Genomic DNA, 24,398 nt, shown 5'->3' on the forward strand with positions numbered 1-24,398 from the left:
AAGTCTCCGTTCCATTTTTTTATAGCTATTATAAAGGCTTCACGAAACAGAGTCTAATTTTTAGCAGAGTACACTTTATAAAGTAAACATCTATTTCATCACTAATCCGCCATCTACCATTAAAGTATGACCCGTTATAAATGAACTCATATCTGAAGCTAAAAATAAGACTGGTCCGGCAACATCCTCTGGCTTCGCCAATCTGCGCAATGGTGTTTGGGAGATGATGCTGTCCTTTAAATCTTGTTTCGTGTGCTTCGTTGCATCTGTAGGATACACAAGACCTGGCGCTACACAATTTACACGGATCCCAAAGCTTCCAAGATCAGCTGCCAGGTTTTTTGAATACCCTGCTAATGCGGATTTACCTGTATTATAGTCATGGTATGGAACAACTGGCCGTTCAATTAGATTGGTAGTGATATTAATAATACTGCCTTTACTTTGGGTTTTCATAATAGGAATAACAGCCTGACACATATTGTATGCAGACCGCAGTGAGCCTTCTATCTGTTCCTGGTACTCACGCCACGATAATGCTCCTGCTGGTTTACGGTTTTCAGCATCAAAAATATAGGGTTTAAAAGCATTATTAACCAGCACATCAATTCTTCCTGCTTCCATAGCCTCAGCAACCAACTCTTGCACTGCAAGTTCGTTCGTAACATCACATTGAATTGGCCAGCCTTCACCACCTAATTCATCACACTCCTTTGCTACCCTTTCGGCCGCTTCACGATTTTGCAGATAGTTGATCATGACTAGAGCACCTTCCTTTGCAAAGGCACGAGCAATACTTGCACCAATTCCTCTGCTGGCTCCAGTTACGAGAACCACTTTTCCATCCATCAGCATCAGCTTTCACGCTCCTCATAGAGAAGATCATTTATAACCTCATTCATATCGAGCTTCTTTTTTATTAACCCAAGCTCAAAATAAGTGTCTGCTGCATCCTGTAATATCACTGGATCAACTTCCCCCAGCCGATAATCGTCTGCCTTATATATACTAGATTTATTTCGCAATTTAATGATTTCCAGATTCATAGCTGTATTTTGTCCGTCAATTGCATATTCGGCGGCCAGTTCTGCTGCTTCATCTGGGTTTTCAATCATCCATTCCGCACTCTCTTTATAGGATCGCAAAAACGCCTTAAGCAATGCTTCATTTTCTTTATAATATTTCTCTGTTACAACAAAAACATCACTTGGCATATTAAGATACTCCTTCACCTCAATGACATCCACTTCTCCAAGCCCCTTCTGCTGACCAGTATAAAGACCCGTATCGGTAGCGGCAGTTGCATCCACTTGTCCCTGTATCAGCGGAGCAAAATTTAATAGTCCTGTTTCTACTATTTTCACGTCGTTTTCCGTCAGCCCTGCTTGATGAAGAGCAATCAGCAAATTTTGCCGCGTTCCGCTGGACAAACTATAAACACCTACTGTCTTTCCTTTTAAATCTTCCGGACGGGTCAGATTATTTTCTTTTAGTGATACAATGTTGAAAACATTTTGAGGATAAATATTATATATAACCTTTAGCTTTTCACCTTGATCCAAGGCAAAAAATAATGATCCAGGATCTGTGAATGCGATATCTGCATTTCCGGAAAGGATGTTTTTAATTGCATCGCCTCCCCCGTTCCCCGGAACAATCTCAACTTCTAAGCCCTTTTTGGAAAAGAATCCTTTTTCTTCATCTACAAGTAAATTTGTTTGCTCCGTAATCAGCTTGCTCCAATTAGCTATTGAAATTTTTTCTATTTTCTCGTTCTTGAGTACATCTTCACTGGCAGTGCTGCAAGCGAAAAGGATAAAGGACGTACACAGGATCATGCAGACTATTTTTCTCATTTATCTTTGTCTCCATATATATTTAGCAAAGTATTTATTTTCAATCAGGTTGACAGTCTGATATAACATCATACCGAGTGCTGTGAGCAAAATAAGGCTGGAAAACATAAGCGGGGTATCCATCATTCCCTGTGAAGCAATAATGACTGCACCAAGTCCCTCACTGCCTCCTATAAATTCCCCTACTACGGCCCCAACCAATGCCAGCACAACACCTACACGAAAACCGGCAATAATAGCTGGAATACCAGCAGGAATTTTTAATTGAAAGAGGATTTGCCATTTGTTTGCACCTAGCATTCTAAACAAATCTAATTGCTGTTTATTGCTATACTTTAAACCTGTCATCGTGTTCTCTAAAATAGGAAAAAAACAAACTAAAGCAGTGATTACGACCTTTGATGTCATGCCAAACCCAAACCATAAAATGAATAAGGGAGCTAAAGCGAGCTTTGGCACTGCCTGACTGGCAATTAAATAAGGAGTTAGTACTTTGCGAAAAAAGACTGACTCTCCCATCACGATCCCAGCTGTTAATCCAAAAAGACCTCCAAGTAGAAGACCTAAAAGTACTTCTGATATGGTTCTCCCTATGTGCGGAAGAAAATATCCGCTCGTTAAATGCAGCCATAAAGTCTCCATAATGATCATAGGCGAAGGCAAAACGAGCTGCGACATTCTCAGTGCTGCAAGCTCCCAGATAATGAGCAGCATCATAAAGATTCCGATTGATACACCAGCATGTCTCTTCATAGATGTTTACTCCCCATAACATCTCTTATCTTTTTGCTGTATGTATTAAAAGAAACACTATAACGGGTATGTTCCAGACGTGGTCTTTCCAAGTTTATTATGGTATCAAAAATGATTTTCCCCCTGTCCATTACCGCAATACGATCGGCTAAAAACACTGCTTCAGAAATATCATGTGTAATAAATAAAACAGTTGTTTCCTGTTTCTTGCATAATTGCAGGAGATCGTGCTGGAGTTCTTCCCTTGTAATGGCATCTAAAGCAGCAAAAGGTTCATCTAAAAACAGAATAATCGGTTTTTGAATAAGAGCCCTTGCAATGGCAACCCTGCTTTGCTGCCCGCCTGAAAGCTCAGAAGGATATTGGTGAATATGCTCTGCTAAACCGACTTGTGCTAAGAGGTTATAGGCCTCCTCTTGATCTTGCTTATTCATTTTTCTTTTCAATTTAATAGGCAGAAGAACATTTTCGATGGCCGTTTTCCACTCAAGCAATGTTGGTGATTGAAATACAAAACCATATTCATTCGATGGCTTTGTTACCTTCTTATTATTTATCATGATCTGTCCATCTTCACCCTGCAGTAAACCAGCAGCAAGTTTTATTAAGGTTGTTTTTCCGCAGCCGCTCCTGCCAAGCAGACAATGAAATTCTCCCTTTTCAATTTGCCATGAGACGTCATCTATAATGTTTCGCTGCTGACCGTAAGAAAAACGAACATTTTGAATCTCTAAAAAACCCAACAAGTCCACCCTCCTTTAATTTGAATAAGCAGAAAGCGGCTCAGCCAACTCTAATGTGCTTGCTTCGATATCAGTCATCTTCACTAAATCTGCTAAACTAAAGCCGCCATCCTGGTGCCAGCCTGCTTCTGGGGAGGTCATCCTTCCAATCGCCGTCATTCTCGTTACCCCATAAAGAGAAAGTTGTTCACTCCACAGAAAGACATTTTCCGGAGAGGCACTCAAACCTGCTGTCTGCAGCCATTTTTTATAATGCTTAATCTTTTCTAACACCTCGTCAATTTCATTAAAAGCAAATACTTGGATAGACCTGTTTAAAACACTGGGCAAGAATTCGCTTGAATGATCTTTGTAAATGACAATCCATCTTTTTTTTCATCAGAAATTACTTCTTTATCTTTCTCTGCAAACAAACTCATTTCTTCTCTTTGCTGATTACGAATGAACGAAGCAGACTCCTCTATTGACAGTTCTCTGCGCGGAAATCGGATTTCCAGCGCGGACAGCTCGTGAGCAAGATATTTCGAAAATTCACCGGGTGTAATCAGCCCGCCTTTTTGAACAAATATCGCTTGAGGTGAATAGCAGCCTTGCTGATCATAGCGAATGAGATCCTGTGCAGCCAAATGACTCGTTTCTACAGCTTTTTGCATATGAAGACTTTCTTTTCCGATAATCGAGAAACTGATTTTGTGACCATGGGAAATGAGCTTGCTTGTAGCCGGTACTCTTTGTTTAATGGACGCAAGGCTTTGATCACTTCCATAGGCAATGACCGTCTCACTTCCTTCAAAAAAAAGAGTCTCCCTTTCTTCGTCTCCGCCTTTCCATGTCACAATGGCAAAACAATTCTTTAACTTTGGCTCCACCTCTGCTAGAATGCCCGCAAATAACCCGGCAAATAGCGGCTCTTCACTTGCTGTTTTTCCAACGCTTCCGGACTTGACGAGCAGCGCTGAAATAAAGCTCCATAGGGGAAGGCCTGGAACATTTCCAGCCCAAATATGCCCGGTAACATCTGCTCCTACTGCTTTTGAATAGCCGCCTTTTACTACAGGCTGAAAATCATCCAGGAGCTGCGGATTGCCGAAGTCCTCCACCAGAAAACGCTGAAGCTCATGTTTTCGAAACCGCTGCAAAAATGTGGTTAAACCTGTACGGATGATTTCCTGATCATATCCTGTAATGATTGGCAGCCAAGTCTCCGCTAGTCTCCGCTGTTTTGATTGACGATCTAGTAATATATGAATCGCTTGATCTATGATAGCCACCAGCTCTGATACTGAAAAGCTCTTTAAAATGTGTGCATTAGCTTTCACGATCGACATGATTTTCGATAACTGCTGCGGAGAAAGCTGAGGTACTTTCACTTTTGCAGTTAGCCCGTTATAAGAATAGATAATTTCCCTATATTCAATGGTTTCATTGTTCATTTCAGGCAAATAGCCAGCAGTGATTTCCATTATGATTTCTCCTTCGCATATCGGAGAAATTCATCGACTGCAAGTGAGCATCCTTTTTGCTCAGACCCTTGTACCCTGCCTAAAAGGTGAAATCCTTTGTCAGTCTCTACACCTAAATCTTCTGTTAAAATGCTGAGGGCAGAATTAAAGTTAGCTAGGTCATAATGAACAAGCACCCCATTTTTTCCAAAAGGCACATCTAATCCAGTTAAGGGATTTATAACTCTAGTACGGATCCAATGTGGTCCCGATTTTACAGATGGACTATCTTCATTGCCATCATCATAAAATTGTGTGCTTAACTCTGTCATGCCGTACATATTGATGCAATCTGATTTTTCGACACCTAAGTGTGTTTTTAATGCTGAATAAAATTCCTCTGTCTCCACATGTCTGGACTGGTTTTTATAACCGCCTGTATCTAATATTCTGCTTCCTTTTGGAAGTTTAAAATATAGCTTTTTTTCCTGTAAATAATCGATTAGATGAACAAAACTAAAGCTTGCACCTAATAAGGCATATGCTTCTCCTGACTGTTGCGAGATTTTTAATTCTTCAAGCAGTAACTCAAAGTTGATACCATTTCCTGACAATAAATACTTGCTTTCTGAAGTGCCTAAAAACTCTTTAGCCAGAAACAAGTAACGAGCTAGTGAGGAATTGGGCATTTCCTCATGATCAGGGAACAAAATTCCCATCTTGATCGCTTTTTGCTCTTTCATGAATCTCTTTTTGAAATTTGTGATCATCGATGAATCAAACACTGTCAGTGTGGGGTGATAATGCTTTCCTTTTATCTGTTTAGTTGTACCGCTCGTCATAAAAGTCGCTTCAGCTTGCTCTGTAGATATACAGGATAGCGGCACATCTTTAAAAGCCTGAATCGGCACAGAAGGAATGTCTCTCCAACTTTTAACATTTCGAGGTGTTTTTCTTTTTTGCTTGCTAAAACGCTGAAATGGCAGATTATGCTCAAACTGATAACGGAACAGCTGCAGTGCAAGCTCATTAAAATCATGAGAATGTTCGTTTTGAATAAATTGTTGAATGGAAGCTATTAACTCTTTTTGGGTCATGTTCGATTCCAGCCTTTCTATAATCAGTGGCCTGAATACGATAATGCCCGCAGTCAACTAGATTGGGGGATAGTGTTATAAGTGAAGGATACTTTAAAAAGCAAGCAGGACATAGTGATCACCTTGAACAATCTAAGTGAACAGCCCATGATTCCCTTTTAAAAAAATGATATAAAAAAATACACTTCGCGCCAGCAAAGTGTATAGTTATACCCTAATCACATTTCCTACGCTGGCATTATCCAACAGGTTCAAACGGTCTATGACAGTTAGTCATACTCTCAGCCTGATTCCACAGGCTCCCGTATTTATTCAATTCGTAACTAGTTTAGCAATTATTACAGCTATTGTAAACGCTTTTTATTCCTTCCTTTTAATAGCGGTACCTACATCATAATCTTCCAGGTTCACTTCTGCTTCTTCTCCAAGAGCTATTTGTGCTAATAATTTTCCTACATAAGGTCCGGCTGTCAGCCCTGAGGCACCTAAGCCATTAGCCGTAAGAATTCCTTTAAATTCAGGGATCCGCCCAAATACCGGTAAAAATCCAGGCGTGTGCGGACGAAATCCTACCTTTACTTCACTAAGCTCAGCATCCTCAAGACCTGGTGCGGTTTGCAGTGCTTTCGTTAAGATGTCGTGAACTCCTCCTGCCGTAACCCGCAATTCTAATGTTTCCAAATCTTCATGTGTGGCACCTGCCACAATCTTACCGTTTTCGAATGCAAGCATGTATTGGTTGTTTGGCGGCATAACCACCGGCCAATCTTCTGTATTTTCATCTTGAAGCTTTAAATGAATGATTTGCGCTTTTTGAGCAAACACTTGAAAATCAATTTGCAGCGGTGATAACAATTCTTTTGCCCACACACCAGGTACAGCAATCACTTCGTCTGCCAGTATATGTTCTCCATTGACCTCAGCACCGATCACTGTTTGATCTTCTGTCAGCAAACGCGCAGAACCATTTATAATTCGCGCTCCATTTTTTTTGGCTGCATTGATCAAAGAAAGCCGAAGTTTAGCGCCGTTGACTCGTGCTCCTCCGCTTACATGCACAGCTTCATATTGATCACTTAACGGCGGAAACAATTCCTTCTGTTTAACGGCATTAATCTCAGTAATTTCACCAATTTCCGGTGCTTCTTTTCTTTTCAGTATAGCTCTTTCTTTTAACTTTGATAGCTTGCTGTTCTCAGATTGAAGAGCAATGGCTCCTACCTTTTTATATCCCGTATTCTTTTCTCCGTCTTCATCGAGCATCTTGATTAGTTCGGCATAATAGTTCGCACCATTTTTCACCAGTGTATACCATGGCTTATTTCTCCTCTGTGAAAGCCATGGACAGACGATTCCTGCAGCAGCATCTGTTGCCTGCCCCTTATCATATCGATCAATTAAAATTACTTCTGCACCTTTACGGGCAAGATGATAAGCAGCAGAAGCACCTAGAATGCCTGCACCAATGATAATCATTTTTTTCATATTACTACACACCTTTTTCAAACCATTCTTATGTAAATTTGCTTAGGTTTTTACCTCATATTACATAACTTTTACTCCTCGGGCAATGCAGAAGTTTTCACAGCGTTATTATTGGACATGATCATCTAGGTCTATTTAAATCATAATTTTAAGATCGAATTATTAATTAAACATTATAGGTAGATCAGTTAAAAATGCACATAAAATAACGTCATCATAACCATTCTATAGTTAAAGAGAGGTGAGGATCTTGAAGCATAAACTTGATAAAACAGTTGAAGTTTCGGCTTGGATTGTTATGTCATTATTATTGATAAAATTTGTTCCTAAAAACAGAATGCGCGAAGCACAAGTATCCTTTTTATTTAAACAAATTATAACTTGGCTTTTTGGCTTACTAGTCGTCGAAAAAGGATTAATTTCCTATCCTCATCGTTCATTTTTCAAAAAAGCGAATAAGTCTAGTTTTACATTTGAATACTTTGTTTATCCAGGCTTATGTTCATTATTTAATTTGTATTATCCAGTGAAAAAAAATAAGGTATATAAATTTTGGTATTGCACTTTCTATGCAGCAATCATTACTGTATTCGAAAGCATTGCAATTAAATACACAAAATTAATCAGATATAAAAAGTGGACTTGGTATTGGAGTTTTATAACGATGTGGTTTACCTTCTACATCTCGCGTCGATATCAAAAATGGTTTTTCAAGCAAACACTGTAAAGGAATTATATGCAGGATAAAGGATTCAACATTATTTCATCTATTATTTTATTAGTAATCAATATAAATAAGAGACCAAATCCGCTGACTTGGTCTCTTATCTGCTTTGAATTATTCATAAAACTCTGCAGGAATTTTTCCAAACTTGCGATTATGATATAGCAGCGGTTCTTTTTTCCGGCTGACAATGTCTGTGACTTCCCCGATTAAAATGGTATGATCTCCCGCTTCAACACTCTTAAATGTTTGGCATTCCATAACACCCAAAGCACCCTCGATGATCGGCAATCCTTGTTGAGATAGCTTCCATTCGCAGTTGGCAAATCGATCAATTCCTTTGCTTGCAAATAAAGCACATAACTCTCCCTGATCTTCCGCTAATACATGAACAGCAAATTTGCCTGATTCTTTAAACACATCATGTGAAGAAACCTTATGATCAATAGACCAAAGGATCATCAGCGGGTCCAATGAAACGGATGCAAATGAATTTACTGTTAACCCAAGTGGTGTACCGCTCTCGTCAACTGTTGTTATAACTGTAACTCCAGTTGGATAGTTGCCCATTACTTCTTTAAATTTAGCTGTATCTGCACTCATCCTGCTCCGCCTTTCCGAACATATTCATCTTTAGTATATCCGAATATATTCCCTGAAATGATTCGAAATTACTTCTTTTCTAGTATAGAATATACTATAAAGCATAAGGAATGAAAGCGAGGTAACTTGAAGAGATGAGTGAATTAAAAACAATCGTTCCTCCAAAAGGCGATTTTGTTCAATTTGAAAATACAGATGAATATACAGAAAAAGTGAAAGAATGGGGCTTGCCAGCCTCTAAAAGTGAATATTGGTACAAAGATCGTAAGCAGCAGTCCCTTGTAACCATTAAAGGCTATGAGGTATACGGTCAGGATCATTCTGGAAATACCATAATCATTCAATTTGAAGATGGCAGCTTAGGCTGCATCCATCCTGCCTTCTTAAAAGAGATGCAGTCCGCAAGCTTTGGAAAAATCTATTTATCTGATGCCGGTGAAGCTCCTCAGGCTCCTGCTGCTATTCAAAGTGAGAAAAAAGAACAAGAACCTGCAGCAGCCAAAAAAACTGTCAAGAAAAAAGAAACCAAAACACCGAAGAAAGAAAGTCCAAAAAAGGTTGTTCTTCCAGAAGATAAAGTTCACTTTACTGCACAGGTTAAGCAATTTGCTTTAAGCTGGAATCATTTTAATGAAGAAAATGATGAAGTCGTGGTTCTTGAGAATGTAACGATTCAACAGGAAGAAAAGATTGAAATAGGACTTGCCTGGTGTTCACATTCTAAAACCTTAAAGAAATGGGAGCTTTCTCCTGGTGATCAGCTCGAATTTGACGGAAAAATTGTCAAGAAAAAGCTGCCTCAAGGCAAGGACGCAGAAGAAGAGTTTCTAATAGAAGAAGCTGTTCCTTATAAAATCAACAATCCATCCAAAATACAAAAAAGCTAAAGAGTGAGGAGTGGAGAAATTGAAAAAGGTTGTCTTAGCTGGAGGAACAGGTTTTGTTGGCACTTATTTTCAACAAAAATTTCAAGAACTCGGTTATGAAGTCATCATCATTGCCAGAACTGCCCCTGCTATTGCCTGGAATAATGAAAAAGAGATCATTTCCGCGTTAGAAGGCGCAGAAATGCTCATTAATTTAGCTGGAAAATCGGTGAACTGCCGCTACAATGAGAAAAATAAAAAAGAAATATTGACCTCCAGAACGGAGACAACAAATATATTAGGGAAAGCCCTGCAGGCATGTGAAAATCCCCCAGAGCTATGGATCAATTCGAGCACCGCAACCATCTACCGTCATGCTGAAGACCGGCCCATGACCGAAGCAGAAGGTGAAATCGGCTCTGGCTTTTCAGTAAATGTAGCCACATCTTGGGAAGATGCCTTTTTCTCTTTCCAGTTGCCAAAAACGAGACAAGCAGCCCTAAGAATTGCGATCGTGCTCGGACCTGACGGCGGTGTTATGACACCTTATGTAAATCTAGTGAAATTTGGTCTTGGCGGCAAGCAGGGATCCGGCAGCCAAATGTTCAGCTGGATTCACATTGAAGACCTTTTTCAAATAACTCTTTTCTTAAGAGACAATAAACATCTGGAAGGAGTTTTTAACTGCTCTGCACCCCACCCAGTAAAAAACATTGAGCAGATGCGATTAATAAGGGCACACATGAAAAAAAGCTTTGGTCTTCCGGCTTTTAAATGGATGCTTGAACTTGGTGCTGTTTTTATAGGAACAGAAACTGAGCTAGTCTTAAAAAGCCGCTGGGTAGTGCCCGAAAGACTGGTTCAATCAGGATTTGATTTTCAATATAAAACCTTAGATGAAGCCTTATACGCTATAATAGTAAACTGATGAACACTGCTACCTCTCTAAATAAGAGAGGTGGTTTTTATTTTCGACATATTTCGAGGAATTCCGGGGCGTCACTGTGACACAATCGATCCTGCTGTTCTTCCCATGATTTCCTCTTCTCTTCACTGTTAAAATTAGAATCTAATTCACCTTTTTCTTTCCCATAGGAGATCGTTAAGTTTGAGGGTTGATCATTTTGAGCAGGAAGCATCGTAATAGCAGAAAATAGAATGTCAAACCCTTCTATTTCCGGAATGACAATGGGCTCTCCGTAAATAAGTTCAGCTTTCTCTTCTATGAAAGCTGTTTGATTATTCGACTAAAATATGAACAAACTTAGAAGAATACCTGTTAAATAAACGAGAAATAATACTGCAGCAGCTGGTAAAAGGATTTTCAAACGTTTCTTTTCTTTCTTTGTCTGTTTAGATTTTTTTGAAATCAATTCTGCAAACTGTTCTATTTCAGTCTGAGTCATATCCAGCTCGTTAAACACATGTGTATTAAGAGCTTTTTGAATGTGAGTCATTTGAACCTTTCGGTGATGCCAGCTTTTTAAATAATCCTTTGATTTGTTGACTGCTATCCTAAGCAGCCAATTCTTAATGGAACCCTCACCTCGAAAAGTATGAAAGTTATTATAAGCTGTTAGAAAAACTTCTTGAGTGATATCTTCCATTGTATGTTGGTTTTTTACATATGAGAAAACGATCTTTCTAATATCATTTACATATAGTTCTACAATGCTATTGAACTCACTAGCAAGCTCGTTTCTATCTAGATCCACAGACTTCCCTCCTTTTCATGAATGCTTATATAAAGACGATTAACCTGAGCAGCAGGGTTCACAATTTATACGATCTAAATCACAGAAACTACACTGCTATAGAAGAATTGTTTTCTCTAAATCTTTTCCTATTTATATAAATACCCAGCATAAAAAGAGCAGCTAAAAATAGCTGCCCCCTCGGAGATTACTTCGAAATAATAAATACACCACCACAGTGAGAAATGGGTACGAATTCGCATTTGCATATATGCTCCAGCGGTGTTTTGATTTCGTTATACACAAAATAAAATTCATCATCATCCCAGTTCAGCTGATTGTCCTGCTTGCATTGCTCCAGTTCTGCCCTGCTGGCAAAAGCAATGTCACCTATTAAGATCTTGCCGTCATCAGTCAGAACAGAAAGCAAGTCCGTTATAAAACTGATTTTTTCATTGTCTGTCAGGTGGTGAAGCGTGTAAGTGCTGACAATGAAATCATATTCATTTCTCATTTTCTCTCTAGGAAGACCCTTTGAAATATCCCACTCTATGAATGTAGCGGCTGGCATTTTTGATCGAGCAATTGAAATCATTTTTGCTGAAAAGTCGATTCCATCAATTAAATGATCATAATCATATAGTTTACTAGAAAGTACGCCTGTACCCATACCAATATCTAAAACTTTTGCATGTTTAAGCTGCATAATTTCATTAAAAATAGCATTTAGTATCTTTTTGTAGCCTGCAAAAGGATACTGATTGTTTTCTTCACTAATTTGAACCGTTTTGTCGTACTGATCCGCCCATAAATCGAATCCGTGATTATTTAACATGAATGCTCCTCCAAGTTATAAAGTTACTTTCCGAGCATTCCTTATGAATTACTCGAAAAGCCTGCCCCTTAATTTCATGTTTAACTTTATTCCGATATCATGTACCATAAAAAACCCCACCTTTCTTTAATAGTATTATATTAACATAAAATTCAAATAATTCCCTCTAAAAGTTTACAGCTTCTTGACTAATCAGCAGGATAAATGATCTTTGCGTATCTTTCCCAATCTTGCTGATCAGTGTTTAATTCAAGAGTAGGAATTATTGAATTATTTGCATGTTGTCTCAGGATATGCTGTGTATGTATTAGATGATCAACTTCTAATTGCGTTTCTTTTTCTGTTTTACTTCTCCAATGTTCCGGGTTTCTGCTCTTTAATCTATTCTCCGCTTGTTCGGTGGAAATGGTAAGAAGAGCACACATTGCACCAAGTCCAAACAATTCTGCCTCAATTTCATTCAATTTATGAAATGCCGAATTGGAGAACGCCGTTCGATGATTTAAATGAAATCTTTCAAGAATGAAAAAAATCCCTTTGGAACGGTGTGAATCTCCAACTTCTTTAGCCCACATACTTAATTGTTTTAGCATCTTAACCCTATCGGTAAGAAGGTTAAGATGTTCATCTTGATTAAGTGATGTTAACGTTCCATTCACCCTGTGTAATACTTGCGAATAATGTTCACTGAGAACAATAACACTGCGTTCACTATTATGATCATGACTATGAAGTTTTTTTAATTCTTTTAAAATCGATGTTTTACCTGAATTTGAGTATCCTTCAAGTATTATTCCTCGCATTTGTCTCAACTTTTATGCACCCCCTTATTTTCCAAAATCATTTTACCAGAACCACCTAACAACCTCCGACCCCCTATAGATCTTAATAACAAGAATCATAAGCACTTACTCATTTACTATATTTAACAGCTTAACATATCATTATCATTCTTTGTTTTTAATACCTGCCTTGTATGAAAATAATCTATGTAAAAAAGCATCAATACGTTAATATCGATGCTTTTCTATTAAAATAATACAATCTATATTTTATTATTAACCAACCCTATTTCATAAAATTAAGCTTTTGAACTAATTTCAGAAAGTCATCAAAGAAAGGAAAATACTTATTTTGCTGGTGATACCATTTTCGGACAGTTTCCACGACCCAAAACGGAACCGATTTTCCATCAATTAGATGATAATATTCTTCATATCCTTTTTTTAGATGTTCCCATCTTAAATCATTACCAGATTGAATATATTCGGATACATCTAAAATCTTTCCTCTACCGTTCTGCAGCAATATATTTTTCAAATGAATATCTCGAGGATTCAGCCCTTTACTTCGAACAAAATCTCTGGCACTTTCAACATCCTCTACAACTTGGTTAGGGATATGAATACCCTGGAGGACACAATCATATAGTGTTTTACCATCTTCATAACTTAAAACAATGAAAAACTCCCCAGAACCATAATAAGTAGAGAAAAATGGAGATTCTCCTATCTGTTCATAAACACCTGCTTCTGCCTTAACTTTATCAATTTTATCCTTTGCATAAACCTTATATGCATAATGGGGTGCATCTAAAAATTGAAAAACGGCAGCATCTGTTCCGACTCCGATGCACTTTAAACCCTCTACTTGTCCGATAATCGTTACTGGTTCATTATTTGGATTTGATAAAACTGTAATTTTAGAAAGTGAATCAATCGCAATCTCCCATTGTGCCACACTAATCTCTCCCTTGACTGGCTGGTGCACTCGTAAATCAATATTTATAAAAAATGCTCTTTAGAAGAGAAGTGCCTTGCAGCTAGTCTTTTATTCTACCATAAGAAGTGTTATTGTATTCGAAAAACGCACTACAACTCCTTTATACAATATATGTAGAATATCCATGATTTTAGACTGCTGCTGAAGCTTGACTTATTTAAATCTTTTAGTGATATATTTTAAGATTAAATTGTTTGAAGACATTTATCAGATGAACAATTGACTTGTTTAGCCTTTTACCCTCCATAGAAGGATAAAGTAACAAACAATAGTGTCAATGACAAGCAAACCGCCTATAGCCAGACTGCCGTAAATTATTTTATACCATATTTCATCCCCATTATTCTTGCCTCTCCATAATATTATCTCATTCTTCATACCATCACCTATGGACTGATTATGTATACGGATAGAATCGAATTAAGATTCATATATATTTAATACTATGATTATTTATACTCTGCTGTTCTGGTGGATCAGATTTCTTTTCTTTCAGAGAGTTTTTAACACTTACCCTAAACGAAATTCTTGGAAAAAGGCTATTACAGTTACCTTTGCGCAAAGTCTTACTATCCTAATTTTTCTTCCCAGTTTTATTACATTATCTGCTGAATTAATCCTACAAAGTGTTGTTAAGCGAACAAAAAAGCAAGGGAAACTTCTCCCTTGCTTTTTCCTCTTGTGCTATTAAAAGTATTTTATCGTAATGTTTTAAGAGCCCCGCTCCAAGCATTCACTTGATCCAGCATGGTATTCACATTGTCAAGATGAAGATCTGCTGGTTTGAATTCACTGAAGTTCTCAAAATCTGTAAATAGGGACAATGTTGGATGTGTGCGAACATCGGCAACTTGAAGTTCAGCTAGAATACCACGCAAATGTTCTGCTGCACGTGCTCCACCTGTTGAGCCATAGCTTACAATTCCTGCTGCTTTGTTATGCCATTCATCACGTGCTAAGTCTAAGGCATTTTTAAGAGCACCTGTAATGCTGTGGTTGTATTCTTGTACAATAAATACAAATCCATCTAGGCTAGTAAGTTTTTCCGACCATTTTTTAATACCTTCTGCTTCACTAGTTGTACCTAAAAACGGCAGGTTGTAATCTGCAATATCTACGATTTCATAATCTGCATCACTGCGCTGTTCAGCAATTCCTTTTACCCATTCACCAACCTGCGGACTTACTCTTCCTTCACGTGTACTGCCTAATATAATTCCAATTTTTAAATTTGCCATTTTTATTTCCTCCCTTTTTTTAACGATAAAAACTCATGCTGGAAATCCGTTACTTAGATGTAAGCAACTGCTGAATAAAAGGTGTTTCCATTCTTTCTATCAATAAGTTACTTTATGTAACAAAGTATATTTTATAAATTTATTATTGTCAAGTTACTTTATTATCTAATGTAATTTTATTTCTGTTTTTTTAATGGTATAATAAAGCTATAAGGAGTGAACGAATGATGAAAGAAACTGACATTTGTCCTCGCTTTGAAAAAGCCATTTCAATTTTAAGCCAACGCTGGACGGCTCTGTTAATACATCAGCTTCTAACTGGTCCAAAACGGTTTGGTTCGATTCAAACATCTGTAGGCATTAGCGGAAAAGTTTTATCAGAGCGATTAAAAGAAATGGAAAAGCAAGGAATTATTAAACGAAAAGTTATCCCTGAAACCCCTGTGATTATTGAGTACTCTTTAACAGAGAAAGGCATTTCTTTAGAGCCTGTCTTACTTGAGGTTGAAAAATGGTCTCAGCAATGGATTTCAGCAGATGAAACATAATCCATTTACCTCTTAATTGAAGAGATAAACATAAACACAAAAAAAAGAGGGGATCCCCTCTTTTTTTTATGCTGTTTCTAACCTGTTGACTAGAATCTTTAGCTTCTGTCTGGCCCGATACAAGCGAGTTTTTACGGTATTCTGATTTATATGCAGGAGATCAGCGATTTCTTGTTCTTTCAACCCTTTTTGAAGCTTTAATAGCAGAATGGTTTGGTAATGTACTGAAAGCTGATGAATAGCCTTATATAAATTCTGATTAAATAATGATGCCTCTACATCATTTTCGACAACATTATGATCTGTCTGCAGCGAACTTGCTTCAAGGTGAATATGCTCCATAGACATTACATTGCTTTTTTTCTCTTTTCGGATTATATCAATCGCAGTTCTTGCAGCAATCACAGATAACCAAGCCCCTATCTTTTTTGAATCTTCAACACATTGTATTTTCTTAATCGCCTTGATATATGTTTCGTGCACAGCATCCTCAGCCAGCTGCTGATCTCTAGTGATTCGATAGGCAACGTGATAAAGCCGATGAAAATAACGTTCATATAATTCATTGAAATAATCTTCGTCCATAAGGGTCCCTACTTTTTTATATATTTACTTTTTGAAGCACTATGCTTACTTTAAATAAATCACCATCTGTATCAATGACTAATTCTCCGTCATGCAAATCTATGATTGATTTTGCAATGGCAAGGCCTAATCCTGAACCTTCCGTATGCCGTGAAGTATCTCCTCTTTTAAAACGCTCAAATAATTCTTCACTTTCATCATTTAATTCATATTTTGAGATATTTTTAAATGTAATCTGAGCCTGATCATTTTCTTCTAAAAGCGATATATAAACGCGTGAATGTTCAAGAGAGTATTTCAATATATTTGATATTAAATTATCGAAAACCCGCCAGACTTTTTGCCCGTCTACTAGCGCGAATACAGGGCTTTCTGCAATTGATAATCTGAACTGAAGATTAGAAATTTGTATGTCTGTATCATACTCGGCAATCGCCTGATGAAGCAGCTGTACTAAATCTCCCTTTTCTTTAGATAACTCGACATTACCGCTTGCCATCTTAGAGACTTCGAATAAGTCCTCAATCAAACCTTTTAATCTCTTCGATTTTTGATCAATGATGTCAAGATACGAGGCACGCTCTTGGTCTGATAGATGTTGAGACTTGAGCAGCTCTGTATAATTGATGATGGACGTTAAGGGCGTTCTTAAATCATGTGAAACATTCGTAATTAGCTCTGTTTTTAGCCGTTCACTTTTGGCTTGTTCCTTTTGAGATGCTTTTACAATTTGTCTAAGCGCATTCAGATCCTTCGCCATGTTTGCCAAATCTGTTTGTTCAGGAATATGTAAATCTTCCCCAAGCTTTCCTTGTGCTAGCTCGTTTGTTTTTTTTGCAAGCTGCTGAAGCGTACCGACATTCCTCACAAACAAGATGACCGCTGGTATACATACAATTCCTAATAGAAGAAGATATATGATGATAAAAAGAGGATGAATCATCATCGTAAAAGCACATAGACCAGTAAAGAAAATACTTCCGAGCAGGAGTATGACTTGTGTTCCCAGCGGTTGTTCTAAGAAGGCACCTTTAATGTTTCCCCTAAGGTTCTTGAACCATCTGCGGCATACAGAAAGAAGCCGGTAGCTGATTCCATTCTTCCAGTCATCCGCAATCACAGCAGGATTAGTCAGAACGCCAAAAAGGAAAACGGATTGAATAATGGCGAGTGAAAAACAAATATAATAGCCTAGGAAGGATACCATTAATTCGTTTAGAAAATAGCTATCATCAAATAGGTAGCGAGTACTGTGATGGATAAAGTCCAGTGACATAAATGCACCTATAAAAGCTAGAATACAAAGGATCACACGAGTATCGATTGGAAATTTTTCATAGTATTGCTTTATTTGATGAATTTCTGCGATAATAAGCTTCGATTTTCTGATTATTACGATTGATAGAATCAGCAGAATAAGACTTGTTACAGCCAGTAAAATAAACAGAACCTGCAAATCTTCAAATTTATGCATTTCATAGATATATTGATTTTGATCTGGCAAAGAACGGGCTAAAGCAATTTTTCCATTGAATTCACTGTAGTCAACCTGTTCTAGCTCTCTTGGCAGCTCTCCAAGCGGCAGCATATAATAGTCTGACATCACATCACCAATTGTATAATCAGTGAAAAAGTATGTATGTTCATTAGTAAAATAAGTTTCCGCTGTCTCTTCAGCTTCTAAATTTGTATACGTTTTTCCTGTAACCGTGTTTTCAAAGTAATAGGTAAATGTATAAGCAGAATCAGTAAAATGTTCTTTAAAGCTCTCTTTTTCTTGATAAAATTGTTCCAATTTTGCTTCTTTTTCAGCTTTTACCTTTGGTATTACATATTCATCGCTTTCGAAGTTTTGGGTGATGTCTTTTATCTTGTTGTCTCTTTCTTCAATATACGCATTGGCAGCCTTCTGATTATTTGAATTTAATGCCGTTTGAATCCGCTCTTCATATTGCATCGTAATATTATCAATTTGTTCCTGCAGTTCTCCGTATCTGTATCGATGTTCCTCTATGTCTTCTTTAGAGACCATAATATTTTCTTTTGCTTCTTCAAGTGTGATGTTGTTTAATTCATATATATTTAGTAGAGCTGCAAACTCGCCCAAATCCATTTGAAATTCATCGGTTTGAAAATAATTGTCTTTATGAAAGAATTCATTTGAATACAATATAGCAGTGAATAATCCACTCGTTCCATAAGCTAGCAGTATGGAGCAAATAAAGATAAGGAACTTACCTTTCCATTTTGTAGCCAATGCCCCAAACCACCTTTAAATATCTTGGATTTTTCGGATCAATTTCAATCTTTTCACGAATTTTGCGAATATGTACAGCAACCGTATTTTCTGCGTTATAACAAGGTTCTTTCCATACTTTTTCATAAATTTCATTAATTGAAAAAACGGTGCCTGCATTTGTTATCAGCAGCTCTGTTATTTTATATTCAATTGGTGTCAGCTTTATGGACTCCCCATTCAAACAGACTTCCTTTGCAGCTGTATTTAATGTCAATCCGTTTAGGTTAATCTCTTTTTTTGCTCCTTCAAAATTCCCAAAGGTTACATATCTGCGCAGCTGGGATTTTACGCGTGCAACTAGCTCCATTGGATTAAAAGGCTTGGTGACATAATCATCTGCACCTACCTGCAGCCCTAAGATTTTGTCTGTATCCTCACTTTTCGCACTTAAGATAATAATCGGGATATTCTTTTCTTCTCTAATTTGATATGTTGCTCCAATTCCATCTAATCTTGGCATCATGATATCCAAGATTATAAGGTGGATTTCGCTGTGCTGAAGTATTTCTAATGCTTCCACTCCATCGCTTGCTTTTACCACCGTAATGCCTTCATTTTTTAAATAAATTTCAATTGCATCGCGGATTTCCTTCTCATCATCCACAACCAGCACATTATACTTTGCCATCATTCTGCCCTGCCTTCTTCCTGCTCACTACTTTAATTAATTTCTATCTTACTAGAAAAATCTTAACAAATGGATAGCAAAAATCTTAAGAATTTCTTAAAAAAACGATGAAACGAATTTCCTTGGCCTTTCATGTAAATTGAGAGAACACCTATTCACCTGCTCAAACGTTTGAACCCTACCAATGCTACCGTCATTTTCCACAAAAAAAGCCTGTTCCTCTAATTAGGAACAGACCTTACATGTAAGTCATATATGATTGAATGTACGTTAGATTATTCCTGACCTGCTAATACATCCGCAAATGCCTTAACATAAGGAGGCAAGTCTGGCGGTCTGCGGCTGGACACAATATGGCCGTCCGTGACGACTGCCTCATCACTCCATATAGCACCCGCATTTGTCATGTCATCTTTGATTCCAGGTGTGCTGGTGACCTTTTTTCCTTGTAAAATGTTTGCTGAAATAAGCACCCAGCCAGCATGACAAATTTGTCCAATAGGTTTTTTCTTTTCATCCATATGCTGAACCATCTTCAGTACTTCCGGATAACGTCTTAGCTTATCTGGCGCCCATCCGCCGGGAACCAGAATAGCATCATAATTCTCTGCTTTGATATCAGTAAAAGCATATGCCGATTGCGCAGGGACGCCATATTTTCCAATATACTGTTTATTTGCCTCTTGCCCGACTAAATCAACAGTTGCTCCCTCTTCTTGAAGCCGTAAAATCGGATACCATAGCTCTAGATCCTCAAATTCATTCTCAACAAGTGCTATGACTTTTTTATCCTTTAATCTCATTTATATCCCTCCATACAATTGATAGCCTTTAGTATACAGGAATCAATGGACAAAGAGCCAGAGGAACGGTTTCTACAGACTATATTATCTGATATTCTTTATCATTTAGGCTTCTCAAATAGTTTCCGCTTTAGATCCTTTTCTGCCGAGCAGCAATTCTCTAAACTGTTCTGCTGCTTCACGTGGAGATGGTGCATTCATGATCGCTGAAACGATTGCAGCTCCTGCAAGGTCTATATGGTTGAGCTGAGTGATGTTCCCAAGATGGATGCCTCCGATTGCAACAGCTGGAATCGTGACAGATTGAACTGTTTTTTCAAGCATGCCTGGAGGAAGCACGGTTGCATTTCCTTTTGAAGCAGTTGGAAATGCAGCGCCAACACCTACATAGTCCGCCCCATCTCTCTGTGCTGCCTGTGCTTCTTCTGGATTTGAAACAGAAACACCTACAACCATGGAATCTGGGACAATGGCTCTTATTGCTTTTAAAGGGATATCTGATTGGCCAACATGTACACCTGCCGCATGAACTGCTAAAGCTACATCAACTCGATCGTTTATAATGAGAGGAACATCGTATTGATCTAAAAGCCTTTTTAACTCTAAGGCTTTTTCGAAAAATAGTTTGCCTTCACTCGTTTTCTCACGAAGCTGCACGATGGTTGCACCGCCCTTAACCGCTTCTTCTACAATAAAAAGCAATTCTTTTAAATCACGGGACTCTTCCGTTACCAAATAAACGCTATAATCCATTTTCATCGCAATATAACCTCTCTCTCCCAGACAGTTTCATTCATGGTGAAGATTTCATCCATTAACTTTACTTTAAACGTGCCAATGCCTTCGCCGTCTGAAATTTTTCTTCTTGCTCGCTCTCCAGCAAGGCTCATAACGCCCATTCCAACAACTGCTGCAGAGAAATAATCCTCAGAAACACCTGCACAAGATGCAATTAGAGAGGTTGTCATGCATCCAGTGCCTGTCACTGCTGTTAACCAAATATCACCATTTTCGATTTCTGCCACTCTAGTTCCGTCTGATATGGCATCATGTTTACCGCTTATGACAATAACGGCATTTAGCTTTTCAGCAGCCAGCTTTGCTAATTCAGTATGAGTTAAGGATAATTCACCAGCATCAACACCTCGTGTATTCGCCTGACCGCCAATAAGTGCGTAAACCTCCGTTCCATTCCCTCTTACAATATCCACCTTCACTTTTTTCATATAATCCATTGCCTTTTGGGTTCTATATGGAGTAGCGCCTACGCCAACCGGATCAAAAACGACTGGAATCCCTTTTCTGTTTGCTGCCTTTCCTGCCAGCACCATGGATTCATACATATCGGCTGTAATGGTGCCAAAATTAATCACAAGAGCATCTGCAAGTCCAGCCATCGCTTCAACTTCTTCTATACTTGTAGCCATTACTGGAGACGCACCTATAGCCAATGTTGCATTTGCACAATCGTTAATGGTTACATTATTCGTAATTTGATGGATTAATGGTTTCCCAGTTTCCAAGCCTCTGAAAATTTGATTTACGCTCAGTTGCTCCATGTCTTCTCTGCCTCCTGATACATATTTGCTTTTCTGTATAAATCATAAAAATGGTTTGTTGGACCATGACCCCTGCCTATATCAAGGCTATGCTCAATCGCCATATGTATATATGATTTGCTTCGCTTCACCGCTTCAAGCATATCAAACCCGCGAGCAAGGTTAGCAGCAATTGCCGAAGAAAGAGTACACCCTGTGCCATGTGTATTTTTTGTCTCAATTCTCGTGCCGCTAATCCAATGAAAATCGGTTCCATCATAATACAAATCATCTGGATCCCCTTTCATATGCCCTCCCTTTAACAACACCGATCTGGCGCCAAGTTTTGTAATCTCCACACATGCTTTCTCCATGTCTTTCTTGTTTGAAATAGGATAACCAAGAATGACCTCTGCTTCTGGAATATTAGGGGTAATAATAGTTGCGATCGGAAGCATGTGTTCTATTAAAGAAGTCACTGCCTCTGCTCTCAGCAAATGATGACCGCCTTTTGAAACCATGACTGGATCAAGCACAATATTAGACGGCGCATATTTTTGCAAGCCTTGTGCAACCGTCTCAATTGTGGATGCAGATGACAGCATCCCGATTTTTACGGCATCAACCGTAATATCATCAAATACAGCTTCTATTTGATCTCTGATAATATTTACTTCGATATCCTGTACAGAACGCACTTCCCGTGTATTTTGAGCTGTAATAGCAGTAATAACGGACATCCCAAAAACGCCATTTGCGCTAAATGATTTTAAGTCCGCTTGAATACCGGCACCTCCGCCTGAGTCTGAGCCTGCAATCGTCAATGCTGTTTTCATTGTAAAATGCCCCCTAATGCTTTATTTTTCACCATTACTTTCAATAATCCGTAACCCATCAAAGCACCTGTAAAGCTGCTGAAGATAAATGCCGGCACAAACCCAAATAGCGCTGCTTCCTGTCCAAGGAAAAGCACAGAAATCGGATAGGTTGCCATTGCGCCTAATATGCCTGTTCCAACCACTTCACCTGCTGCAGCAAAACTGAGTTTACGAGTTTTGGTGAAAAGAATAGCTGCTAAAAAGGCGCCAATCATACTGCCTGGATAAGCAAAAATACTGCCAGTTCCCAGCATATTTCTTAAAGTTGATGAAAGAAAAGCTTGAATAACTGCATACCATGGGCCAAGCAAAACAGCTGAAAGCACATTAGCAAAATGCTGAATAGGAAAGATTTTTGCAAATCCTACCGGTATGTAAATAAGACTGCTTGAAACCGTCGTAATAGCTGCAATAAATGCAGTAATGGTTAGTTTTTTTGTACTGCTCATCATCTTTTGTTTCCCCCTTCATATTTAATTAGTGTCAATCTTCATATTACATAAGCCAATCTCTTCCCTCCCAGCAGCTCATTTTCTAAATGAATACGGCTTATTCCTTAAAATAAAAAACCGCTCCTATACCAGAAGCGGTTAACAAACAGTACATGTGCACTTATGTTAACTGCTTCCCTACGCTAGTCTTAACTAGATCAGGTTCAAAGGGTTCTTCTCAGCCAATTTGGCGCCCCCAGCAGATTTTAAATTTTCAAGTTTTCACCACATTAAAATATTTTGATTTCTGATCCATTGGCTAAAAAAATGACTCCATAGAAACAAAAAGCCACTCATGTAAACACGAGCGGCGGATATGTATAGATCAGCAGATTATAATCTATAGCACTTCCCTACGCCAGTGTTAACAGGATCAGGTTCAAAGGGTTTGGCATGACTGCCATCTCAGTCTTATAAAGACACCCCTAGTGTAAGAAGTATTCATTTTTCAACACTATCATAACATTTTTGTATTATTTTGCAAACGTCATGTCTTTTCTAAAAATTCCTCTATATCCTTTTTTTGCTCCTCATATAGCTTTTCTCCCATAAGAGCCAGTTCATGTGAAAATGACACATCATCAAATGGCATTTCTTTTTCCAGCTCGGCATTGAGACGTAAATATTGATCATGCAGCAAGTGCCGGCAATGATATGAAATAGCTTCAGAAGAAATATGAAGTGCAAGATCAAGAAGTTTCGGTGTCATTTTTAGAGAGGGAAATTGAAAAGGCAGCCAGCTTTGAGCACCCCATTCTCTGCCTTCCCCTTCCTTAAAAGGAATAGATTGCAGTCCGGTCCCAATCGATAAAACATGGATATCTTCAAGTTTCTGATGAAAAAAACTGAGTGCCTCTGTGATCGTAACTAATGTTGGATTATTTGCCCATAAGCCGCCATCAATGGCTAAAAGTTTATTTTGCATTTCATTAGGGGGAAAATAAACCGGTGCAGAACAGGATGAAAGCACGGCATCCCACAGTTTAATATCTTCCTTTTTCTCTCCAGGACTGCGTACATGTGAGCGATGGACATACGGCTTTCCTTTATGAATATCGACCGCTGGTAAAAGCAATGGCTTTTCCACTTCACAAAGCAATGTCTCTCCGTAGGCATCTTGTAAATATTTTCGTAAATGATGGTTTGTATAAATGCTTTTAAATAAACCAACTGTGGCGTGTCTTTCAAAAATCTTTTCACCATGCTGAAGATAAATTTCATAAACATCTTCCATTTCCTTACCTACAGATGCAGCAGCTGCAATAATGGCACCTGTACTGGTTCCAGCAAAAACATCAAATAGATCTGCAATCTTACATTTATATTGTTTTTCAATATTTTTTAAGACGGTGACCGCCAAAATACCCCGTATTCCGCCGCCATCAATAGCTAAAATTTTCACATACTCACCTATATATTCGTTTCTTATAATGTTCCCTGATAATCCCTATCTATACAGATATTGATATATACTTTGAGCGCTTTCTTTAGGCATCTGGCATCTGAATAC

At 38.2% G+C, this 24,398-nt stretch carries 25 protein-coding genes, 1 pseudogene and 3 riboswitches; of the genes and pseudogenes, 4 read left to right on the forward strand and 22 right to left on the reverse strand.

The genetic code is table 11. The annotated features are described in order from the left end of the window. Positions 1-90 precede the first annotated feature (90 nt). The 7 genes and pseudogenes from F7732_RS04510 to F7732_RS04540 form a co-directional block, all read right to left on the reverse strand. Positions 91-855, reverse strand: a complete 765-nt coding sequence (locus F7732_RS04510) for an SDR family oxidoreductase (protein ID WP_151572429.1) — start codon at positions 853-855, stop codon at positions 91-93. Next, complete coding sequence (locus tag F7732_RS04515) at positions 855-1,856, reverse strand: ABC transporter substrate-binding protein (protein ID WP_151572431.1); 1,002 nt, start codon at positions 1,854-1,856, stop codon at positions 855-857. Before F7732_RS04515 ends, F7732_RS04510 begins: the two co-directional genes overlap by 1 nt. Continuing rightward, a complete protein-coding gene (locus F7732_RS04520; protein ID WP_151572432.1) occupies positions 1,857-2,609 on the reverse strand; it encodes an ABC transporter permease in 753 nt (250 codons plus the stop codon). Further along, positions 2,606-3,352 carry an ABC transporter ATP-binding protein gene (locus F7732_RS04525; protein WP_151572433.1) on the reverse strand — a complete coding sequence of 249 codons (747 nt, stop codon included), beginning with the start codon at positions 3,350-3,352 and terminating at the stop codon, positions 2,606-2,608. Before F7732_RS04525 ends, F7732_RS04520 begins: the two co-directional genes overlap by 4 nt. Before the next feature lie 15 nt (positions 3,353-3,367). Then, positions 3,368-4,815 (reverse strand): annotated as a pseudogene (locus F7732_RS04530) (acyl-CoA reductase). Beyond that, on the reverse strand, positions 4,815-5,891 hold the full coding sequence (locus tag F7732_RS04535; RefSeq protein WP_151572435.1) for a LuxE/PaaK family acyltransferase: 1,077 nt from the start codon (positions 5,889-5,891) through the stop codon (positions 4,815-4,817). Before F7732_RS04535 ends, F7732_RS04530 begins: the two are co-directional and overlap by 1 nt. A 207-nt stretch (positions 5,892-6,098) precedes the next feature. Then, positions 6,099-6,207, reverse strand: a riboswitch (TPP riboswitch). 44 nt (positions 6,208-6,251) lie between these two features. Continuing rightward, a complete protein-coding gene (locus F7732_RS04540; protein ID WP_151572437.1) occupies positions 6,252-7,376 on the reverse strand; it encodes an NAD(P)/FAD-dependent oxidoreductase in 1,125 nt (374 codons plus the stop codon). Between the two features lie 250 nt (positions 7,377-7,626). Here F7732_RS04540 and F7732_RS04545 point away from each other — a divergent pair, with 250 nt between their 5' ends. Beyond that, positions 7,627-8,103, forward strand: coding sequence for a CBO0543 family protein (locus F7732_RS04545; RefSeq protein ID WP_205068209.1), 477 nt, complete (start codon positions 7,627-7,629; stop codon positions 8,101-8,103). Between the two features lie 111 nt (positions 8,104-8,214). On the opposite strand, the gene F7732_RS04550 is transcribed toward F7732_RS04545, so the two are convergent. Continuing rightward, entirely contained in the window at positions 8,215-8,703 is a 489-nt protein-coding gene (locus tag F7732_RS04550) for a flavin reductase family protein (protein WP_240056528.1), read from the reverse strand. A gap of 134 nt (positions 8,704-8,837) precedes the next feature. Here F7732_RS04550 and F7732_RS04555 point away from each other — a divergent pair, with 134 nt between their 5' ends. Both F7732_RS04555 and F7732_RS04560 read left to right on the forward strand, forming a co-directional pair. After that, positions 8,838-9,590: a hypothetical protein gene (locus F7732_RS04555; protein ID WP_151572439.1), complete on the forward strand. Its 753-nt coding sequence runs from the start codon at positions 8,838-8,840 to the stop codon at positions 9,588-9,590. Positions 9,591-9,609: 19 nt separating this feature from the next. Further along, positions 9,610-10,497: a TIGR01777 family oxidoreductase gene (locus F7732_RS04560; protein WP_151572441.1), complete on the forward strand. Its 888-nt coding sequence runs from the start codon at positions 9,610-9,612 to the stop codon at positions 10,495-10,497. A gap of 319 nt (positions 10,498-10,816) precedes the next feature. On the opposite strand, the gene F7732_RS04565 is transcribed toward F7732_RS04560, so the two are convergent. The 5 genes from F7732_RS04565 to F7732_RS04590 all read right to left on the reverse strand — a co-directional run bounded on the left by F7732_RS04565 (position 10,817) and on the right by F7732_RS04590 (position 15,118). Next, the gene (locus F7732_RS04565) at positions 10,817-11,284 is read right to left on the reverse strand and encodes a sigma-70 family RNA polymerase sigma factor (RefSeq protein ID WP_151572443.1); all 468 of its coding nucleotides are present in this window, start codon (positions 11,282-11,284) and stop codon (positions 10,817-10,819) included. A gap of 187 nt (positions 11,285-11,471) precedes the next feature. Then, the gene (locus F7732_RS04570; protein WP_151572445.1) at positions 11,472-12,098 is read right to left on the reverse strand and encodes a class I SAM-dependent methyltransferase; all 627 of its coding nucleotides are present in this window, start codon (positions 12,096-12,098) and stop codon (positions 11,472-11,474) included. 188 nt (positions 12,099-12,286) lie between these two features. After that, positions 12,287-12,901, reverse strand: a complete 615-nt coding sequence (locus F7732_RS04575) for a TniB family NTP-binding protein (protein ID WP_240056540.1) — start codon at positions 12,899-12,901, stop codon at positions 12,287-12,289. 265 nt (positions 12,902-13,166) lie between these two features. Next, the gene (locus F7732_RS04580) at positions 13,167-13,838 is read right to left on the reverse strand and encodes a serine/threonine-protein kinase (protein WP_151572449.1); all 672 of its coding nucleotides are present in this window, start codon (positions 13,836-13,838) and stop codon (positions 13,167-13,169) included. Between the two features lie 740 nt (positions 13,839-14,578). Next, positions 14,579-15,118 (reverse strand): NADPH-dependent FMN reductase, encoded by a 540-nt coding sequence (locus tag F7732_RS04590; protein WP_151572454.1) that lies wholly within the window; start codon positions 15,116-15,118, stop codon positions 14,579-14,581. Between the two features lie 227 nt (positions 15,119-15,345). Between F7732_RS04590 and F7732_RS04595 the strand changes: the two genes are divergently transcribed. Beyond that, positions 15,346-15,666 (forward strand): winged helix-turn-helix transcriptional regulator, encoded by a 321-nt coding sequence (locus tag F7732_RS04595; RefSeq protein ID WP_151572649.1) that lies wholly within the window; start codon positions 15,346-15,348, stop codon positions 15,664-15,666. 66 nt (positions 15,667-15,732) lie between these two features. Here F7732_RS04595 and F7732_RS04600 read toward each other — a convergent pair whose 3' ends face one another. The 9 genes from F7732_RS04600 to F7732_RS04640 all read right to left on the reverse strand — a co-directional run bounded on the left by F7732_RS04600 (position 15,733) and on the right by F7732_RS04640 (position 24,290). Then, complete coding sequence (locus tag F7732_RS04600) at positions 15,733-16,251, reverse strand: RNA polymerase sigma factor (protein ID WP_151572456.1); 519 nt, start codon at positions 16,249-16,251, stop codon at positions 15,733-15,735. A gap of 16 nt (positions 16,252-16,267) precedes the next feature. After that, on the reverse strand, positions 16,268-18,508 hold the full coding sequence (locus F7732_RS04605; RefSeq protein ID WP_151572458.1) for a sensor histidine kinase: 2,241 nt from the start codon (positions 18,506-18,508) through the stop codon (positions 16,268-16,270). Then, on the reverse strand, positions 18,486-19,178 hold the full coding sequence (locus F7732_RS04610; RefSeq protein WP_151572460.1) for a response regulator transcription factor: 693 nt from the start codon (positions 19,176-19,178) through the stop codon (positions 18,486-18,488). Before F7732_RS04610 ends, F7732_RS04605 begins: the two co-directional genes overlap by 23 nt. Positions 19,179-19,453: 275 nt before the next feature. Then, on the reverse strand, positions 19,454-19,981 hold the full coding sequence (locus F7732_RS04615) for a type 1 glutamine amidotransferase domain-containing protein (protein ID WP_151572462.1): 528 nt from the start codon (positions 19,979-19,981) through the stop codon (positions 19,454-19,456). A gap of 114 nt (positions 19,982-20,095) precedes the next feature. Then, entirely contained in the window at positions 20,096-20,740 is a 645-nt protein-coding gene (gene thiE / locus F7732_RS04620; protein WP_151572464.1) for a thiamine phosphate synthase, read from the reverse strand. Continuing rightward, positions 20,737-21,540 (reverse strand): hydroxyethylthiazole kinase, encoded by an 804-nt coding sequence (thiM, locus tag F7732_RS04625; RefSeq protein WP_151572466.1) that lies wholly within the window; start codon positions 21,538-21,540, stop codon positions 20,737-20,739. The genes thiE and thiM overlap by 4 nt, the downstream gene beginning before the upstream one ends. Further along, positions 21,528-22,355, reverse strand: coding sequence for a bifunctional hydroxymethylpyrimidine kinase/phosphomethylpyrimidine kinase (thiD, locus tag F7732_RS04630; protein WP_151572468.1), 828 nt, complete (start codon positions 22,353-22,355; stop codon positions 21,528-21,530). Before thiD ends, thiM begins: the two co-directional genes overlap by 13 nt. Further along, positions 22,352-22,846 (reverse strand): energy coupling factor transporter S component ThiW, encoded by a 495-nt coding sequence (gene thiW, locus F7732_RS04635; RefSeq protein ID WP_151572651.1) that lies wholly within the window; start codon positions 22,844-22,846, stop codon positions 22,352-22,354. The genes thiD and thiW overlap by 4 nt, the downstream gene beginning before the upstream one ends. A gap of 160 nt (positions 22,847-23,006) precedes the next feature. Continuing rightward, a riboswitch (TPP riboswitch) is annotated at positions 23,007-23,096 on the reverse strand. A gap of 125 nt (positions 23,097-23,221) precedes the next feature. Beyond that, positions 23,222-23,325, reverse strand: a riboswitch (TPP riboswitch). A gap of 50 nt (positions 23,326-23,375) precedes the next feature. Beyond that, entirely contained in the window at positions 23,376-24,290 is a 915-nt protein-coding gene (locus tag F7732_RS04640; RefSeq protein WP_151572470.1) for a CBASS cGAMP-activated phospholipase, read from the reverse strand. Positions 24,291-24,398: the final 108 nt, after the last annotated feature.

The organism is Bacillus mesophilum (genome assembly GCF_008923265.1).
GTDB classification, from domain to species: Bacteria; Bacillota; Bacilli; order Bacillales; family Cytobacillaceae; genus Cytobacillus; species Cytobacillus mesophilum.

What these genes read in the sequence shown, in the direction of transcription:
- F7732_RS04570 (WP_151572445.1), bottom strand. Translation starts at nt 12,098, where the DNA reads ATGTTAAATAATCACGGATTCGATTTATGGGCGGATCAGTACGACAAA.
- F7732_RS04535 (WP_151572435.1), bottom strand. Translation starts at nt 5,891, where the DNA reads ATGACCCAAAAAGAGTTAATAGCTTCCATTCAACAATTTATTCAAAAC.
- F7732_RS04590 (WP_151572454.1), bottom strand. Translation starts at nt 15,118, where the DNA reads ATGGCAAATTTAAAAATTGGAATTATATTAGGCAGTACACGTGAAGGA.
- F7732_RS04610 (WP_151572460.1), bottom strand. Translation starts at nt 19,178, where the DNA reads ATGGCAAAGTATAATGTGCTGGTTGTGGATGATGAGAAGGAAATCCGC.
- F7732_RS04595 (WP_151572649.1), top strand. Translation starts at nt 15,346, where the DNA reads ATGAAAGAAACTGACATTTGTCCTCGCTTTGAAAAAGCCATTTCAATT.
- thiE (WP_151572464.1), bottom strand. Translation starts at nt 20,740, where the DNA reads ATGAAAATGGATTATAGCGTTTATTTGGTAACGGAAGAGTCCCGTGAT.
- thiD (WP_151572468.1), bottom strand. Translation starts at nt 22,355, where the DNA reads ATGAAAACAGCATTGACGATTGCAGGCTCAGACTCAGGCGGAGGTGCC.
- F7732_RS04550 (WP_240056528.1), bottom strand. Translation starts at nt 8,703, where the DNA reads ATGAGTGCAGATACAGCTAAATTTAAAGAAGTAATGGGCAACTATCCA.
- thiM (WP_151572466.1), bottom strand. Translation starts at nt 21,540, where the DNA reads ATGGAGCAACTGAGCGTAAATCAAATTTTCAGAGGCTTGGAAACTGGG.
- F7732_RS04515 (WP_151572431.1), bottom strand. Translation starts at nt 1,856, where the DNA reads ATGAGAAAAATAGTCTGCATGATCCTGTGTACGTCCTTTATCCTTTTC.
- F7732_RS04615 (WP_151572462.1), bottom strand. Translation starts at nt 19,981, where the DNA reads ATGAGATTAAAGGATAAAAAAGTCATAGCACTTGTTGAGAATGAATTT.
- thiW (WP_151572651.1), bottom strand. Translation starts at nt 22,846, where the DNA reads ATGAGCAGTACAAAAAAACTAACCATTACTGCATTTATTGCAGCTATT.
- F7732_RS04540 (WP_151572437.1), bottom strand. Translation starts at nt 7,376, where the DNA reads ATGAAAAAAATGATTATCATTGGTGCAGGCATTCTAGGTGCTTCTGCT.
- F7732_RS04520 (WP_151572432.1), bottom strand. Translation starts at nt 2,609, where the DNA reads ATGAAGAGACATGCTGGTGTATCAATCGGAATCTTTATGATGCTGCTC.
- F7732_RS04510 (WP_151572429.1), bottom strand. Translation starts at nt 855, where the DNA reads ATGCTGATGGATGGAAAAGTGGTTCTCGTAACTGGAGCCAGCAGAGGA.
- F7732_RS04575 (WP_240056540.1), bottom strand. Translation starts at nt 12,901, where the DNA reads ATGCGAGGAATAATACTTGAAGGATACTCAAATTCAGGTAAAACATCG.
- F7732_RS04555 (WP_151572439.1), top strand. Translation starts at nt 8,838, where the DNA reads ATGAGTGAATTAAAAACAATCGTTCCTCCAAAAGGCGATTTTGTTCAA.
- F7732_RS04600 (WP_151572456.1), bottom strand. Translation starts at nt 16,251, where the DNA reads ATGGACGAAGATTATTTCAATGAATTATATGAACGTTATTTTCATCGG.